At 43.8% G+C, this 17,932-nt stretch carries 12 protein-coding genes; 3 read left to right on the forward strand and 9 right to left on the reverse strand.

Translation table 11 applies throughout. The features are described from left to right. Positions 1 to 3: 3 nt before the first annotated feature. A complete protein-coding gene (locus R8806_RS13635) occupies positions 4 to 2,307 on the reverse strand; it encodes a Gldg family protein (RefSeq protein ID WP_124316747.1) in 2,304 nt (767 codons plus the stop codon). Positions 2,308 to 2,319: 12 nt separating this feature from the next. Then, the gene (locus tag R8806_RS13640) at positions 2,320 to 3,246 is read right to left on the reverse strand and encodes an ABC transporter ATP-binding protein (protein WP_087419776.1); all 927 of its coding nucleotides are present in this window, start codon (positions 3,244 to 3,246) and stop codon (positions 2,320 to 2,322) included. A 463-nt stretch (positions 3,247 to 3,709) separates the two neighbouring features. Between R8806_RS13640 and R8806_RS13645 the strand changes: the two genes are divergently transcribed. After that, on the forward strand, positions 3,710 to 4,969 hold the full coding sequence (locus R8806_RS13645; protein WP_124318424.1) for a M23 family metallopeptidase: 1,260 nt from the start codon (positions 3,710 to 3,712) through the stop codon (positions 4,967 to 4,969). A 133-nt stretch (positions 4,970 to 5,102) separates the two neighbouring features. Here the strand turns inward: R8806_RS13645 and R8806_RS13650 are convergent, their stop codons facing one another. Further along, positions 5,103 to 7,229 carry a toxin-antitoxin system YwqK family antitoxin gene (locus R8806_RS13650; protein ID WP_151411718.1) on the reverse strand — a complete coding sequence of 709 codons (2,127 nt, stop codon included), beginning with the start codon at positions 7,227 to 7,229 and terminating at the stop codon, positions 5,103 to 5,105. A gap of 169 nt (positions 7,230 to 7,398) precedes the next feature. Here R8806_RS13650 and R8806_RS13655 point away from each other — a divergent pair, with 169 nt between their 5' ends. Together R8806_RS13655 and R8806_RS13660 are read left to right on the forward strand one after the other, a co-directional pair. Beyond that, positions 7,399 to 7,938, forward strand: a complete 540-nt coding sequence (locus tag R8806_RS13655; protein WP_124317073.1) for a chromate transporter — start codon at positions 7,399 to 7,401, stop codon at positions 7,936 to 7,938. A 62-nt stretch (positions 7,939 to 8,000) separates the two neighbouring features. Then, positions 8,001 to 8,537: a chromate transporter gene (locus R8806_RS13660; protein WP_124317072.1), complete on the forward strand. Its 537-nt coding sequence runs from the start codon at positions 8,001 to 8,003 to the stop codon at positions 8,535 to 8,537. 274 nt (positions 8,538 to 8,811) lie between these two features. Here R8806_RS13660 and trxA read toward each other — a convergent pair whose 3' ends face one another. The 6 genes from trxA to R8806_RS13690 form a co-directional block, all read right to left on the reverse strand. After that, positions 8,812 to 9,126: a thioredoxin gene (trxA, locus tag R8806_RS13665; protein WP_027200880.1), complete on the reverse strand. Its 315-nt coding sequence runs from the start codon at positions 9,124 to 9,126 to the stop codon at positions 8,812 to 8,814. Positions 9,127 to 9,213: 87 nt separating this feature from the next. Then, complete coding sequence (gene dnaE, locus R8806_RS13670) at positions 9,214 to 12,879, reverse strand: DNA polymerase III subunit alpha (RefSeq protein ID WP_124317071.1); 3,666 nt, start codon at positions 12,877 to 12,879, stop codon at positions 9,214 to 9,216. 141 nt (positions 12,880 to 13,020) lie between these two features. Next, the gene (locus R8806_RS13675; RefSeq protein WP_124317070.1) at positions 13,021 to 14,154 is read right to left on the reverse strand and encodes a PDDEXK nuclease domain-containing protein; all 1,134 of its coding nucleotides are present in this window, start codon (positions 14,152 to 14,154) and stop codon (positions 13,021 to 13,023) included. Between the two features lie 128 nt (positions 14,155 to 14,282). Continuing rightward, positions 14,283 to 15,515, reverse strand: coding sequence for an acyloxyacyl hydrolase (locus R8806_RS13680; protein ID WP_124317069.1), 1,233 nt, complete (start codon positions 15,513 to 15,515; stop codon positions 14,283 to 14,285). A gap of 122 nt (positions 15,516 to 15,637) precedes the next feature. Next, positions 15,638 to 16,231, reverse strand: coding sequence for a hypothetical protein (locus R8806_RS13685; protein WP_151411720.1), 594 nt, complete (start codon positions 16,229 to 16,231; stop codon positions 15,638 to 15,640). A gap of 108 nt (positions 16,232 to 16,339) precedes the next feature. After that, positions 16,340 to 17,749: an MFS transporter gene (locus R8806_RS13690; protein ID WP_124317864.1), complete on the reverse strand. Its 1,410-nt coding sequence runs from the start codon at positions 17,747 to 17,749 to the stop codon at positions 16,340 to 16,342. Positions 17,750 to 17,932: the final 183 nt, after the last annotated feature.

Consider the following 17,932-nt stretch of genomic DNA (forward strand, 5'->3'; position numbering starts at 1 on the left):
CTTTTATCTTCCTTTTCTACGAATCCACAAGAAGATACCTATTCCCGCTAGCAATAGAGGCAATATGATCATAAACGACCATTTAATCACCTTACTTCCGGTTTTTTCCACATACACCTTATCATCCGGCAGGGCAGGACGTCTTACGTCAATAGGCACTTCGTTATCCGACATCCAGAAGAAACTTCCGGTAATTAACGAGAAGTTTGCCGTCCGAACGCCCGGAACTCTTCGTCCGAATTCCCCGTTACTAATGCAATCCGCATCACCGGTCAAAATAATTTTCTGTTCCTTATTACCCACTTTTCTGGACAACGCAACCACGGTATTGTAGATCTTCTCAACCTCCCCGATAGCCGGGTTCAGACGGACGGTATCATCAATAAAATCTGTCGTTTCCAATTCATTCCAAACACCGATCGTGTCAGTTTTGAACATATTCGTCACCGTGTAACCCTTATCGGCAATTTGCTCCAATCCGGCGGTACTAGGTGTCGTGATAACCATACGACGACTACGCATTGCCCCAAAATCATAAGCAATACTATCAGCCTCTTTCGTCGGGTAGGAAAGAATCACGTCAGCTTGCAGGTTCGTGTCTCTCTTAACCAGCACTCCTGTTGTCATCTCGTAACCGAACTTGGCAAACAAATTATTCATCACGTCTCTACGTTTCGGCTCTCCCAAGATGAATAAATTACCCCCCCGGTCAATATACTGTTGTAAATTAGCCTCCTGCTCCGGGGTACACCACTCGCGCATATCAGAAATCACGATAATATTAATATCCTCAGGCACTTGCTGATCCATCGTAACTTTTGCAACATCAAACCCTTGATTCTCCAAAGCATAACGGAAACCCTTATCATTAGCAAACGCACTATAATCACGGTCTTTACCACCTGAATAACTACGTTCTCCATGGCCTTCCACGAATCCAACCTTCGGGAGATCCATCACCATCCGTTTGAAAGCGGCTGAAATCTCTTTTTCACTCGGGAAACGTTGCATATCATTGTATATTCTCAACCATGCTTTTTCACCATTGTCTCGAACGATCTGACGCACGAACGTGTTATTTTCTCCCGACAAATCTATAATTTTTCGAATCTCCTCCGGTGCCATAAACTTGTTGGAATCCAAACCGTAGATCTTACAAACCTCCACCATCTTCTCGCGAAGTGTTGCGTTCGGGAATCTTCTGTCCAGCATGGGATTCGCCGTGGTATCATAATAATACACGTATTTCAACTTCATGTCCGGTTTGAAACGTAAATATTGCTCGAAACGCTCCATATCCGGTTTCAGAAAATAAGGAGCAGCATACCAAGATGCACCCGGATCAAGAGCATTAATGTAAGTAGTTATTGTCATACCACCATCCAACTTCGCCACGATATCCTGACTATTCGGGGTCAACGTGTTCATTTTCGTTGATGTCGCATCATGGTAAAGTTTCATCTGCGGAAGTGCAGACAAATATCCCAAGAAACAAGCCAAGAAAATAACACCGATATTTCTTCCCAAAGTGATCACGAACCGAATTTTCTGACGAACCGAGTTCAAGCGAATAATTGTCAACGCCAAGAAAAGACATACCACGATAACAAAATAAAGGACATCTTCACTACAAATCAAACCGGCTATAAACTTACCGCTTCGACCCGGCATAGACAACCAATAAGTCACGTCACGAATAAAATCGTAATCCTGCCACCATCCTCCAATCATGCTCAATACCATCAACACGGCAAACGTACCGATAGCTGCCACGATCTGGTAAGAAGTCAAACTGGACATGAAAATACCGATAGCCGCGTAAGCACAGATCAACAGGTATAATCCCAACAACCCGGTTAAAACCATGGATAATTCAAAATCCTTAACGATAGCCCAGCTACAAAGGGTAATCAAGAATAAAATACCAATCATGATAAGACCGTAAATCATCATGGAGAAGAATTTTCCCACGATAATCTGGGTATTCGTAATCGGAGAAGAATACAACAAACGAATAGACCCGCTACTCAACTCCTTACTTACCAAACTCATGGTCAACAGAGGAATATAAAAATACAGGTAATTCTGCATCGTGGTGAAAACACCTCCCCATCTGTTGGCAAAAATACTGATCGTGGAACCTTGAATATCATATCCCATTTCTTGGGCACTCACAAGCCCGGCCAACTGGTCGGCAAAAAGCATTCCCGATTGTACCCCAAATACGACTAAAATTAGCCATGCCACAGGAGAATAGAACAACATCTGCAATTCCGTCCTCGCTATATTATATATCATTTTAAACATAACCCGATTTTTTTAATGTGCTTTCTTAGATAATTCTGCGAATATATTATCGAGGGAACTCTTCTCCACCCGAACCTCTGACAAACGCCAATCGTTAGCAGCGCTTAATTTCACGATCTGGTCAATAACCTCCTGTGCTTCTGTGAAACGAATACGGAAATTCCGGTTTCCTAACTCTTCCACACCAAGAACTCCCTCGATCTTTGCCAACTCGTCGGCAACGGGGGGATCTATCATTGAAACATAGAGAGAATTCGGGATAATATAATTATCAAATTCATCCACCGTTCCCATAAACACGAGCTTACCTTCCTCGATCATCAAGATATGATCACAAACGGCCTGAACCTCAGTCAAAATATGGGTGGAAAGAATCACCGTACGATCCTTGGCAATATCCCGGATCAAATGACGGATCTCCATGATCTGGTTCGGGTCCAACCCGTTTGTCGGTTCATCAAAGATAACCAGATCAGGTTTATGAACGATAGCCTGTGCGATACCAACCCGCTGTTGATAACCACCGGATAGATTCTTGATCAAACGTTTACGGAAATGAGTAATACCACACTTTGCCAGCACCTCATCCACCGCCGGAATAATATCCTTATCGGCCACCCAACGTAATCTTGCACAGTGAATCAAATATTCTTCCACTGTCAAATCACCATACAAAGGCGGCTTCTGCGGTAAAAAACCGATGTGGCGTTTCGCATCAACCGGTCTCTTACGGGCATCAATACCCTTGATAAAAACCTGCCCTTCGGTTTGTTTGATAACTCCACTAATAATATTCATCGTGGTTGACTTTCCGGCCCCATTAGACCCTAGCAACCCGTATATCCCCCTCCGGGGGATTTCGAAACTAATGTCTCTTACCGCCCACTGGATGCTGTAACGATGTGACAAATGTTCGACTTTTACAATTGGCTCTTCCATAAACTTGTTATTAAAATTAATATTATCTACAACAACAGGTATAAACTTTATAAAAAGACGTTCCAAAAACAATTTAGTGTTATTCAAAAATCAACTTTATGAAATTTTTAAGATATTCAAATTCATTAACAAGTTGGTTTACATCAAATTACATTAATCACCATTTTGCATTTTCAGAAGAAAATAACATTCTCAACTTTTACATCATCACTTCAAAAACAAATACACACCAAAAAATCAGGAACATTTTTTTATATTGTTTTTTGTCAAAAATAGTAAAATACTAATAGGAGTAATATTAAAAAAATGACTTTAACTTTTTATTAATAACAACATTAAGAATCTTTTCACACATTGCAAATCATGTGGATAAAAAAACATTCCTTCCTTATTGCAGTTTCAAGAGGAATCCCCTAACTTGCATCCCGGATTTTGAGTGAACATTAGGAATCAAACGGAAAAGATGAAAAAAACGAAATGGATTTGGATTTGGGCAGCCATAGGGCTCGTGTTAGGTATTATTATTTTTTGGCCCAGCAACAGAGGAAACAAAGAGGCAATATTAGAGGCTAGTGCGGTAGAGGAAGTTGTTGACACGACCGAACAACAACAAATTCATTACAAATACGGTATCCCCGATGAAAACTTTATTATAGAAGAAGGTATCGTGGGAAAAAATGAGAATCTCTCTTTAATCCTTTCCAAATACAAGGTATCACCAGCCAAAATCCATGAAATCTCCCAACGCTGCAAGGATATCTTTGACGTACGAAGTATCAGAAGAGGTCAAAACTACACTCTTTTCTTGGCACAAGACAGCCTTCGCACCCCGGAATTTTTCATTTACGAAAAAAATGCCTTAGAATACGTTGTCATAGATTTCAAGGAAACTGCGGATGTTTACGTGGGCAAAAAAGACATCGTGACCAAAGAGAAAACAGCTAATATAATTATAAACTCCAATCTATGGAATGCCATGGTTGATGCCCAAGCAGACCCCATGCTCGCTGTCACGCTATCCGATATCTACGCATGGAGCATCGATTTTTACGGCATTGCCAAAGGCGATTCAGTGCGTGTCCTTTACGAACAATCATACGTGGAAGACAAACCCCTGCAAGACTTTAACGTGAAAGCCGCCATTTTCACCAATTCCGGCAAAGACTTCTATGCCATTCCTTTTGAACAAAACGAAAAACTGGCCTATTTTGATGAAGAAGGAAATAGCTTACAAAAAACCTTTTTAAAAGCCCCCTTAAAATATTCCCGTATTTCTTCCGGTTTCTCCAATAACCGTTTCCACCCGGTACTGAAAAGATACAGGGCGCATCATGGCGTGGACTATGCAGCCCCAACAGGGACGGAAGTACACACCATCGGGGACGGCGTTGTCGTGAAAAAAGCCTATCAAGCTAACGGTGGAGGAAACTACGTAACCATCAAACACAACAGCGTGTACACCACAACATATATGCACCTTTCCAAATTTGCTAAAGGGATCCAACCGGGCAAACGGGTAAAACAAGGTGATGTCATCGGCTATGTCGGTAGTACAGGACTGGCAACAGGCCCTCATTTGGATTTCCGGGTATATAAAAATGGAACTCCCATCAACCCGTTAAAAATGAGTTCACCCCCAAAAGAACCGATCTCACCGGAAAATATGCCTCGTTTCATTCAAACGAGAGACTCGCTTGTGAAGATCTTAAAACAAACCCTATAATTCTAGATTTTAAATTTTAGATTTTAAATTGAGGAACTCACTAAATTTATGATTCCATAGTTCAGTGACCTCTCCTACGATTTCTTAACCACGAAATCATTAAATTTTTCAATCTAAAATTTAAAATCTAAAATTAATAAAGTTTTTCCCCCGTTACTTTATAATACCGCCATTTTCCGGTCTGTCGCCCGTTCTTGTAACGTCCTTCACAAAACAAATGCCCGGTATTATAATAAAACTTTGCCGTGCCGTGTCGTAATCCTTTCCGATATGCGATCTCCGTACGAAGCGTCCCGTCCGGGAAAAACTCCTTATATCCCGCAATCAGCCCGTTTTTATAAGTCACTTGAGCCAACAAATCCCCGTTCTCGTAAAAAAACGGAGCAATCCCGTCTATCTTTCCGTCGCCATACGGGAATTGTCCGAGCAACTTTCCCGCAACATTAAACACGCACCACACGCCATCCGGCTCTCCATCCTTCAGTGCCCCTTTAAAAATGGCCTGTTCCGACTTGTACTCGTAATACTCTTGATTACTCACCGCAATACTATCGGGAATCACGGGATAATAAAAACCTGCCTCGATCTTGTTTATCTGATTCTCAAACTGACGATTCAACTCTCGCATCTTGTACTCTTCGGGAGCCTTATCATTATAATTTGCTATAATTTGAGTCTCAAAAATTCCTCCCTCCTTAGATAACGAGAAACCGATCGTTTCAAAACTCAGAAATGCCCCTCTGTTCTTCTCCAAACTTTCTTGGGAACCCGCCTTGAAAGAATCATATAAATACTCGTACGTATTGGGTGTCTGCACGTAACCGAACACGTTCTTCCGACTTCCCAACTGCCCTTTTAAACGCATATGTTTCTCGTCATTCTCCAATGTGTTTCCCAGCACGTACTCTTTAATCATCTCGGCGAGTGTGGCAGGAGAATTACTAAAAACGACATAATCACCCAAAAATGTATAATAAGGTCGTTCAAACCGTTCGAACATCCCCCCGAAGAAAAGCTGGAAAAAACCTTTTAACCGGAAATAATGAATCGTGTGTCCGTTAAACTCCATCGCCCTCTCCCGGATAGGAGTCCTCCATTGAATCTGTTCGGCCAGATAAGCCATTTGATCCTTGGCCAGATGAATCTCTTTTGCCCGTATCGCCAGCACGATATGATCCGCCTTCTGATCGTTCTCCAAACGGGGTTTGATAATTGCCACCTCCCCACCAATCCAAGATGTAAACACCTCCAGCACGTCCATATTCAGAAATTTATTCAACCGATCCAGTGATTTCTTCATTTCCGTGTAAGATTGCAGGCTATTCACCTTGTAATTCTCCAACAGCAAATTTTCCGCATCCTTGAAAGAAGGAAAACAAAAAGAAACATAAGCTGCCGTATTTTCACCTGCGATCGTCTCTAGGTTAGAAGAACCACCTTCCAAGAAACTAACTACATCCAACAAAGAATACTTATTAGGATCGGGCCTCGTTTCCCCAACAAAACGAAGAGATTTATCATTCAACTGCATCATCAAACGGGTATTTTTCAACAATGAAAATTCATCTGCCACCGCCGATGCCTCCATGACCGAAGTAACCCATTTTCCCAACTGCCGATGATCAAGATCAAGCATTATATCCCCCGAAACCACCACTTCCTGCACCTCCTTGTTCGTCTTACACCGAGCCAGAGAACGAGCCACCAGAGCATGAGACGATGAACCGATCAGCAGATTATCCTTAATCGTGAAAAAGAATCGCCAGTCAGCCCAGCGAATCTCCCGGATCTCCCCGTTCGAGTCCTTGATCGTCTTTATTTTTATCTCGTCATCCTGCACCAATTTCAGCAGTAACGTTTCAAACACCTGAATCACATTCAATTTCCCCAAATCACAAACGTACAGGAAATCGTATTTGTTCAACCCCACCTGATGACATGAAATTGTTACCGGACGATCAGTTAATATCCTTTTTAATTTAGGATAGGTATTCGCCAAGGAATCCACGTATTGCAAATTCGAATGATACTCCTCGAAATAGGGATAATTTTTCAACGATTTCCAAATAAAATTCCGGTGCAACCGTTCATGCACGCTATTTACAGACACAATATTCACCTTAAAGACCGCATCCACGGGTACCGCCTGCAAAGTATCAAACCTCCCCACCTTTCGGAAAATCCCGAACCACACGATCAGGCCGACTACCACAAACAGGCCCAAAACAACAATTATCTTTCTTTTCGTACTTTTTTTCATACATGAATCATCAAGTTCGTATATTCTTCACCAGAGCCTGTACAAAGGCTTGAACTCTCATTCCAAAAATCAACAAGGTTTTAACGCATCTGCACTGTTTTCAACACTACAATATTAAGAATTTTAGTCGGGAAATCGTATCTTTGCCACTGATATATAACGCAAAATTATGGCTTCATACTGGCAAATATTTATCTCGTTTTTCAAGATCGGTTCTTTCACGCTAGGAGGTGGTTACGCGATGATACCACTCATCCAACAAGAAGTCGTGGATAAAAAAGGTTGGCTAAAAGAGAGCGAATTCGTGGAGATGATGGCAATAGCCCAATCCGCCCCCGGACCGATTGCACTGAACACGGCCATTTTCGTGGGTTACAAGGCACGAGGAATTAAAGGGGTCATTTTTTCCAGCCTCGGAACCATCCTCCCCTCTTTCATCGTAATCCTGTTAATCGCCATCATTTTCACGGATTTCAAAAACAACCCCGGAGTAGAACGAGTATTCAAAGGCATCCGCCCGGCAGTCGTGGCCCTCATCGCCGCTCCTTTATACAAAATGGGTAAATCAGCAGGTGTTACCCGTAAAACCATCATTTTCCCGGTCGTTGCCGCCCTCCTCGTCTGGTTACTCAACCTCTCGCCCATATATATCATCATCGCCGCCATCCTAGGTGGCTTGCTCTACGGCAAGATCACCCACAAACTCTAAAAATGTCATGAAACAAAGTCCGTTCTCCATTTTCAATTTTCAATTCTCAATTTTCAATTAACATGTCAGAACTTGATCTCTATATCAGCCTCTTCATCACCTTCTTCAAAATCGGTCTATTCGGTTTCGGGGGCGGTTACGCCATGCTCTCGTTGATACAACATGACGTCGTGGAAACCCACAACTGGATCAGCGTGGCCGACTTCACGGACATCGTGGCCATTTCGCAAAGCACGCCCGGCCCCATCGCCTTCAACACCGCCACCTACATCGGCTACACGGCAACAGGTAGCATCTGGGGATCAGCCATCTGCACAATAGCCGTCAGTCTTCCCTCCCTGATCATCATGATCACGATCTCCAAGTTCTTTTTCATGTTCCGGGACAACAAATACGTGGAAATGGCCATGCAAGGTTTAAAAATCACTGTTTTAGGACTTATCGGGGCAGCAGCGTTGTTATTGATGAACAAACAAAACTTCGTGGACTACAAAAGCTATATAATCTTCGCCATAGCCTTCATCGCCACCTTCAAATTCAAAATGGACCCGATACTCATGATCATAGCGGCAGGAGTGGCCGGGTACATTCTTTATTAGAAGCTATCCCAAAAGTCATTTTATTTCAAAAAACTCCTCCGTCTGCTTCGCAGCCACCTCCTCTATAAACAGAGGAGGAGCTGGTGTCTCTCCCAGAATATAGGGAGTATTTCAGCTCTCCCTCTGTTCATAGAGGGAGTACCCCGAAGGGGGGAGGGAGTTTGAAAAATGACTTTTGGACATTCCCGTTACGAGCTACAAGTTAAGCTTACGGCTTTGCAAATTACAAGTGGAAATTCAAACAAAAAAAACCGCCGATCGGCGGTTTAATATTTTAAAGCAGTGCATTGATTTTAGAAACCAAAGTCGTCTTAGGTACTGCACCTACTTGTTTGTCAGCAACCTCGCCATTCTTAAAGAAAAGAATTGTCGGGATGTTACGAATACCATACTTAGCAGCAGCAGAACCTTCATCCACGTTCACTTTAGCAACCACTAACTTACCTTCGAACTCTTTAGAGATCTCTTCCACGATGGGTAACATCATTTTACATGGTCCACACCATTCTGCCCAGAAATCTACAAGAACAGGAACTTCTGCTTTTAGCACAACTTCCTCGAAATTTGAATCATTAACTGCAATAGCCATACTTCTATCTTTAAAGTTTATAATAATATTCATGCTAAAAGCGTTGGATTAAGTTCCGCCATGATCCAACGCTTTGACATGGCGAAATTAATTAATTTTCATTTTAATAGCATCATTATTTTCAAAATATTCATATAATTCTCTCGAACGCCCTATCTTACAGGTTCTTGAAAACATCTTTACCCGGTGTCCCGTCCCGTCATACAAAATAAAATTCAACGGGAGATCACCCTTCTCGTTCACGAACTGGTTATGTATCTCCAACACAAGCTCGTGTGTCAGCTTTTCCACGTCCACCTGCAACGTGATCGAGCGAATCAGGTTCTCGCTGATAACGCTCAGCAAATCCATGCTCTGCACGTTAAAAGTCAGCTCTCCGGCCCCGCCCCACTTCTTTTCCTGCACTCTACCCTTGATGTAGATGGACGTCTCCAGAATAAAATAATTCCGGAACTTGATATAGTCCTCCCCGAAGAAAGGTAACTCGTAAGAACCCGTGAAATCCTCGATTGTCAAAATACCAAAATCATTCCCTTTCTTCGTCTTCCCCTCTCGCATGGCAACAATAATTCCCGCAATCGTCACGTCCCGGTCTTTGTAAGAACTCAAATCACTGCTCAGACTCTCCAAAGGAGTACAAATCGCCTTGATCTCTAACTTATACGAATCCAACGGGTGAGAAGTTAGGTATATACCGATCAATTCCTTCTCTTTACGCGCCTTCTCCACGTCCGTCCAAGGTTCACACAAAGGAATGGTAGGCTTTTTCACGTCATATTCATCCATCCCCCCAAACAGCGTCGCCTGCATCATCAAACTATCCTGTTGCTTTTTCTGCCCGTAATTCACCAGATTTTCAAGAAATGTCGTGTGACCGTCAGGCATATAGAAATACTGCGCCCGATCCAACCCGAAACTATCCAACCCTCCCGCGGTAATCAGATTTTCCAACGTCTTCTTGTTCACCGTCTTGTAATCCAAACGCTCGAAGAAATCGAAAAGATCTTTGTACCCCCCGTTAGCATTCCGTTCCCGGATAATCGAGTGTACGGCAGCCTCGCCAACTCCCTTGATTCCGGCCATCCCGAAACGAATATCTCCCTTGTGGTTCACCGTGAAATCATCATCCGACTCGTTCACATCCGGAGCCAGCACGCTCAACCCCATTCGCTTACACTCGTCCATGAAAACCGTAACCTTCTCAATCTGTGACAAGTTACAACTCAAGTTGGCCGCCATAAACTCGGCAGGATAATGAGCTTTCAAAAATCCCGTCTGGTAAGCAATATAAGCGTAGCAAACCGAATGCGATTTGTTGAACGCGTACGATGCAAATGCCTCCCAGTCTCCCCAAATCTTATCAACCAACGGGTTGACCTCCTTCCCCATCTCCTTGCATCCCTTCACGAACTCCTCGTTTTTATTACACCCCTCGATGAACTGCGTCTTCAACTGGTTCATCGTGTCAATCTGTTTCTTACCCATTGCCTTACGAAGAGTATCCGACATACCCCGGGTAAAATTACCCAATGCGCGGGACTGTAACATCACCTGCTCTTGGTAAACGGTAATACCATACGTGTCCTTCAAGTAAGGCTCCATCATCGGGTGATCGTACTCGATAGGAGCCTCCCCGTGCTTACGCTTGATAAAATCCGGGATATACTCCATAGGCCCGGGACGATACAAGGCATTCATGGCCACCAAATCCTCAAAACGGTTCGGCTTCAACGCCCTCAAATGCTTTTTCATTCCCGGCGACTCAAACTGGAACAGACCGGTAGTCTCCCCTCTTGAAAACAATTCGAATGTCTCTTTATCCTCCAACGAAATCGCATCCACGTCCAGTGTCTCGTGGCGGGATTTCTTTATATTATCCAAACAGGTTTTTATAATCGAAAGCGTTCTCAATCCCAGAAAGTCCATCTTGATCAACCCGATCGGCTCCACGAAGTGACCGTCATATTGAGTCGTCATCAAACTTTCCCCTTCCGTCGGCATAATCGGGATATGTTCCGTCAACGGGTCACGACTGATCAAGATACCACAAGCGTGTACCCCCGTCTGCCGCACGGAGCCTTCCAAAATTTCCGCCAAATGAAGCGTTTTTGCTACCAGCGGGTTCGAGGACTCCCGTTCTTTTTCCAAATCAGGATTCTCCTTGTAAGCCTTCTTCAACGTGATTTTCGGGGTTTCCGGCACCATCTTGGCCAACCGGTTTGCCTCCGACAAATCCAACTTCAGCACCCGTGCCACGTCCTTAATCGCCATCTTGGCAGCCATACTACCGAAAGTCACGATGTGCGACACCTTATCCGCCCCGTATTTCTGTGTAACCCACTCCAACACCCGCTGACGCCCGTCATCATCAAAGTCAACGTCAATATCCGGTAGCGAGATACGATCGGGATTCAAAAAACGCTCGAACAGCAAATCATACTTCACCGGATCAATATTCGTGATACCCAGACTATACGCCACGGCACTTCCCGCGGCAGAACCACGCCCCGGTCCCACGATCACCCCCATATCACGAGCCGCCTGAATAAAATCCTGCACGATCAAGAAGTACCCCGGGAAACCCATCGTCTTCATGATATGCAACTCGAAAATCAAACGTTCCATAATATCCGGTGGAATATTCTCACCATATCGCCGCACGGCTCCCTTCATCGCCAACTCCTTCAAATAATCTGCCTCCAACTTAATACGGTAAAGTCGATCATATCCCCCCAACTTCTTCACTTTCTTTTGAGCATCCTCCTCGCTCATAACGACCTCACCTTTCTCATTACGGGTAAACTCGTTGAACAAATCCTCTTCCGTGTATTTCTTCCGGTACTCTTCCTCCGTACCGATCTCCGGCGGGATCGGGAAAACCGGCATCAACGGGTCGGAATCCAGTTTATAATCTTCAACTTTATCAACAATCTCCTGTGTATTCTCGATTACCTGTGGAATATCCTTGAACAACTCTTCCATCTCGGCCGTTGTCTTGAACCACTCCTGCCGCGTGTACCGCATCCGGTTGGGATCATCCAAATCCTTGCGTGTATTCAGACAGATCAACAAGTCATGCGCCTCCGCATCCTCCGCATTCAGAAAATGCACATCGTTCGTGGCAATCACCTTGATCCCCAACTTCTCGCCCATACGCAGAATCTCCGTGTTACACCTCACCTGATTATCGTAAACCTCCGCTCTCTCCTTGGCTGATTCTGCCGGATGCCTCATCACCTCCAGGTAATAATCCTCCCCCACCAAATTCTTGTACCACAAGGCAGCCGCTTCCGCCCCCTCGATATCCCCGGCCATAATCTTCTGGCAAATCTCACCTCCCAAACAAGCCGACGAAATAATCAACCCCTCGTGATGCTTCTCCAGCAAAGCCTTATCAATACGCGGACGATAATAATACCCGTCCACAAACGCCGCAGAACAAAGCTTGATCAAATTCAAATACCCTTTCAGATTCTTGGCCAGGATTATCAAATGCTCTCCCGAACGGTCCACCGGTTTCTCCTTGTTATACAAAGACACCCGGGCCACGTAGGCCTCCACCCCCAAAATAGGTTTTATCCCCTTTTTGCGACAAGTATCGTAGAATAATTTTATCCCGAACATATTCCCGTGATCCGTCAACGAAATTGCCTTCATTCCGTCGGCAATCGCCTTCTCCACCAAACCGGGCACACTCGCCGCCCCGTCGAGAATAGAATACTGAGAATGTACATGAAAATGCGTAAATGCCATATATACACTTAATTAAATATTAACACACCCCTAAAAGGCATATCACAAATTTAGCCAAAAATCCCGACACTACCACCCCGTATAATACAAACAATTCTAAAAAGCGGTATATTTCCCGTTAAACCGGAAACTAATCCCCAACTACAACAATTTTTTCAATTCTTCCATGTCAGGTAACGCCTGTTTCAACCTTTCAGGCATATCATCAGAAGTTTTATAGGTGACCACTCCCATCGGTTTATCATAATCTTGAATCACATATTCTACATACTTCTTATCTGCACTTTTACAAAGTACTATCCCAATAGATGGATTTTCGTGTGGTTTACGCATTTGATCATCAACAAGGCGTAAATAGGTACATAGTTGCCCTAAATACGAAGACTTAAACGCCCCTTTTTTCAGTTCTATCACGACCAATGCATTGAGTTCCCGATTAAAAAATATCAAATCAGGAAAATGTTCTACACCAAACACTTCCAACTTATATTGATTACCAACAAATGCAAAATCACGCCCAAAAGTCATGATAAATTTTTTAATATTATGCACAATTTCCCGCTCTACCACTCGTTCATCAATATCCTCCTTGTCTCGTTCCCCAAGTTCTTCCACATTAATAAAGTCTAGCAAATATTCATCTTTGAACATTTCAATAGTCTTCAATGATTGTCGAACATCCGGAATAGTTTGAATGAAATTATGTGCCAATTCTCCCTTATGATGAAACAAGTCATCCGCAATCTTTGCCGTCAAAACCTCTTTACTCCACTTATTTACCACAGCTTGGCGAATATAAAACAAACGCTCTGTAAGCGTTTGAACCTTACGGACAATGATCATGTGGTGTGTAAAACCAAGAGACAAAAATACGGACAAATCAAAAACTTCTCCATCAATATCTTTATTTCCCACCAATTGAAAAGTATCAATTTCGCTAATTGTAGTTAGCGATTTGTCATTTTCCACTTCGCTAACCGCGGTTAGCGATTTCAACTGCCCACTCCAACTTTCATAAAACTGGCGCATAAATTTGATATTAGCAGCAGAAAAACCTCGCAACCCCGGTAATTCCTTCTGTAATTGCTGACTAATCGTCTCAATAGCACCCGTTCCCCAAAATCCATCACGAGAATTTTCTGAGACATATTGTCCTACACCATAATACAAAGAAAGTTGCTCTTTATTCACAGAAGAAATAGCACGATACTGACTACGCAATATCGCTCCTTTTATAGTTTTTACCGCCTCCGCATAATTATGACTTATATCCATTCGGCTCTCATTTTATTTACAAAAGTACAAAATAATGCCAGCCAAAAGGAAATCGGGCTGAAAAGATAATTATTTTCACCGTAATACATTTTCAACAACTTCTCAGTAATATTCTGGGAATAACAATTCTAAAAAGCGGTATATTTCCCGTTAAACCGGAAACCTATCCCCAGCATCAAGAAATTAGGTTCGTTGAAATTTTGTAGACGATACCCCACGTGCAGAAATACCGCACGGGACAAGGCTATTTTCAACGTCAACAGTTGGTAGAACATATTCAGATCATTCTTCCCGATCACGTTCGCCCCGATCCCAACTCCGACGACAAAAAAGGGCATCACGTACTCCGCCCGCCCGGAAAGCCCTAGGGCAAACTGATCCCCTAGAGGGGGACGAACAATGTCTGACTTATCCACACTCCCGTACACATCCCCATCCGTGTATAAATTAGCTCCCCCGTCAAACGTCCCATCCAGAGACACGCCTAACCGGAGTTTATAATTCAAATTATACATCGGGGTAAAATTAAACCCGAACACGGGGTAAGCCTCCGGGGAAGGGGAAAATCCGTCGGAAGTCTTCACCAGCCGATCGTGCCAAGAACCGAAGAAAACAAAATCGTACGTGAAATGCCGTCGAAAAGGTTGTGTGATCAAAGCCACTTTCCTCTCCAACGACTTCAAATCATCCTTCCGGTAGAAATTACACTCTAACCCGATATTTCCCCCGATCGTGTTCAACCCGGCATTAGGAATCTTCGTGTTCCCGTTGGAAAAATGCGATACCGTCAACCCCGAAAGCAGGCTAACCCTCGGGGACAACCTCCAGCGCAAATAAAAATTAGCATTAATATAAGCGTTCACCTTCGAACCGATCATCGTGTTATACGAATTATAATACGAGTCATACGGTTTCCATCCCGCGGACAAACCAAAATTCCACTCGTAATGCAAAGACAACCAAGGAGCCAAACTAGAGATACGAGCCCCTTGAAACAAATAAAACGCAACCGGATTTCCCAACTGCCGGGATTCCCCAAAATTATAAAACCCGAGCCCTATCCCTTGATAAACATCTCCATAGATACGCTCGTCAACACTCCCCGGGCGATAACGGAACAAATATTTCAAGTGAGTGGAAAAAGCTCCCCGGATAATCCTCCCCTCGGCATTCGCCCCCTTCAGAAAAGAACTTGTCGGGAAAATATACTCCGGACGTCCCTCCACCCGCAAACCATGCACGAACTTACGTGGTGACACGTTCACCAGACTATCGTTCCCCTGTCCTGCTACGCGCAACACACTCCCGACGAATATAACTCCTAGAAAAACAATCGTTTTCCATGTCCTTTCTATACCCATAGATCTAATTAAGCATTCTTATTCAATCACGCAAAATTAGACAAAAATCCTAGCTTTCATATAGATTTCCTAGAAACTATAACGAAACTCTCGCCTTGCTCCCATTTTCAAAAATCATAAATTCACAAGGTATATATATCGTACATGACAGCCGAACTATCCGTTTTTGGAATAATCATATATATTTTATCAAAATACCATTCCAAGTTAAAAGATCCCCAAACCCGAACGTATATCTTAAATCCTTTATCCTTGGCTTTCCTCTCCGCCATTCGTTTCACTTCCCGTTCATAAAAAGCAATTACCTCGTCACGTGTCGTCAAGGTCAGTTCTCTAATTTCCTCGGATGACAATTCCTTTTTCGGACTCAATTTCCAACGCCGCACAAGAAACATATCCGGTTCGCCAAGATCAAACATATCTTCATTTGAAGGGTCCTCTACAATCGCAATTTCCTCCTTCGTCAAGAAACGTTGCCACCATTCAACACCTTCTCCCGTTCTCATTTGCAAAGAATCCGTCAAATCATAAAGCAAGTACAACGTGTCCCCTCGTTGTAAAAACGGATCTCCCGAAGTCCGTGCATCTCGCTTTTTCTCCTCGAACGTGTAACCCAACGTCCCCCTGCTCGACTTAACTTGCGCCTCTACAGAAAAAAAGAGAACCAAATAAAAAACAACAAATAGACTCGAAAATAGAATATCTCTCGATTTCATAAATTTGTTATTAGTTACACGCTGAAAACGCCATTACACAAATTTACGGAATTAATCAACAACTGTATTTTCTAAATAAACAATCTTATGTAGAAACCTCTTTTTAAATCATACTGTCTTCTTCTTTTTCGTCGTCATCAGCATCTCCGGTTCCGGCAAGGAAACCCGGGTAAAACTCACGATAGCAGCAAGCGTGGCAAACCCTCCAGCAAAATAGAGGGAAGCATACGTCCCGTCCACCGGAAAAACAACAAACATTAATGCCACCAACGAAGCGCCCGTAGTCTGTCCGGTCAAACGGGCCATACCCAGCATACCGCTAGCCCCGCCACTCCTGTTCTGTGGCGCGGAAGAAATTAATATACTATTATTCGGCGTCTGGAATAACCCGAACCCGAATCCACACATAGCCATAAACAAAGCAATCCCAGCGTTGGAAACCTGATCCGCGAAGACAGCTAATAAAAATAATCCCGCGGAAAATATCGACAATCCCACACCACCCAACAACCCGGCATGAACCCGTTCGATCAACCTCCCGGCCAAAGGAGCCGCGATCATCGTCGCCAACGGCCAAGGGGTCAGCAACAATCCCGTCGCCACCTCATCCAGTCCCAACGTGTGCTGCAAAAAGAAAGGCAAAGAAACCATGGCCAGCATCTGTGCCACGAAAGAACACACGGACGTCCCAACAGACAACGAAAAAATCGGTATCTTCAACAAATCGACAGGCAACAAGGGATATTCCTGCGACAACTGGCGACGCACGAAAAAGTAACCAACCAACAGAACCACCCCAATCCCCGGGAGCAACACGGACAAACTCACCCCGTGAGTGAACCCCTCGATCGAGAAAATCAATAACCCGAATGTAAAAGCGTTCATCAACCCGCTAATCCAATCAAACTTCCGCCCACTTCTTTTTACCGGATTCACGGGCAAAAAACGGAAAGATAAAATCAAAGCCACGATAACAATGGGAACATTTATCGCGAACAACCACTGCCAAGAGGCGACAGACAAAATTCCTGCCGCAATCGTCGGCCCCCCTGCCGCCGACACGGCAACCACTAGCGCATTGATACCCATTCCCCGCCCCAAATGTCGTTTGGGATAAATAATCCGGATCAAAGAAGTATTCACGCTTGCCAAAGCAGCCGCACCAAAACCTTGAAATACACGGGCTACCGTCAACGTCAGCAAAGAATTGGAAAGCGCACAAGCTAATGAAGTCACGCTAAATATGAGCAATCCCCCGATATATACCCGTCGATAGCCCAAAATATCACCCAACGAAGACAAGGACAACAAGGAAACCACGATCGCCAACTGGTAGGCATTCACGATCCAGATTGACATAGATGGCGTCGCCTGCAAATCCTCCGCGATAGACGGCAACGCCACGTTAGCAATCGTGCCGTCCAACACGGAAACCGTAATTCCCATGGCAATGGCAAGAATCGCCCAGTATCGTTTCGGGACAGGCAACCCGTCCCACTCTACCTCTTTCGTACTCATTTTCCCAGTCCAATTTTATCGTGCAAAAATACGAAATATAAAATTCCCATTTCACCCACCGTACGAAAATTTTAAAAACTACCTTATCGGTTGTCTGTCGGTATATAAATGGTAAACAAACTGATAATCACACATATTTTATGATCACATCTTGAAATCTAGCGGATCACTATCGTGTAAAGC

Origin of the sequence: Butyricimonas faecihominis (genome assembly GCF_033096445.1) — a bacterium.
In the GTDB taxonomy this organism is placed as follows: domain Bacteria; phylum Bacteroidota; class Bacteroidia; order Bacteroidales; family Marinifilaceae; genus Butyricimonas; species Butyricimonas faecihominis.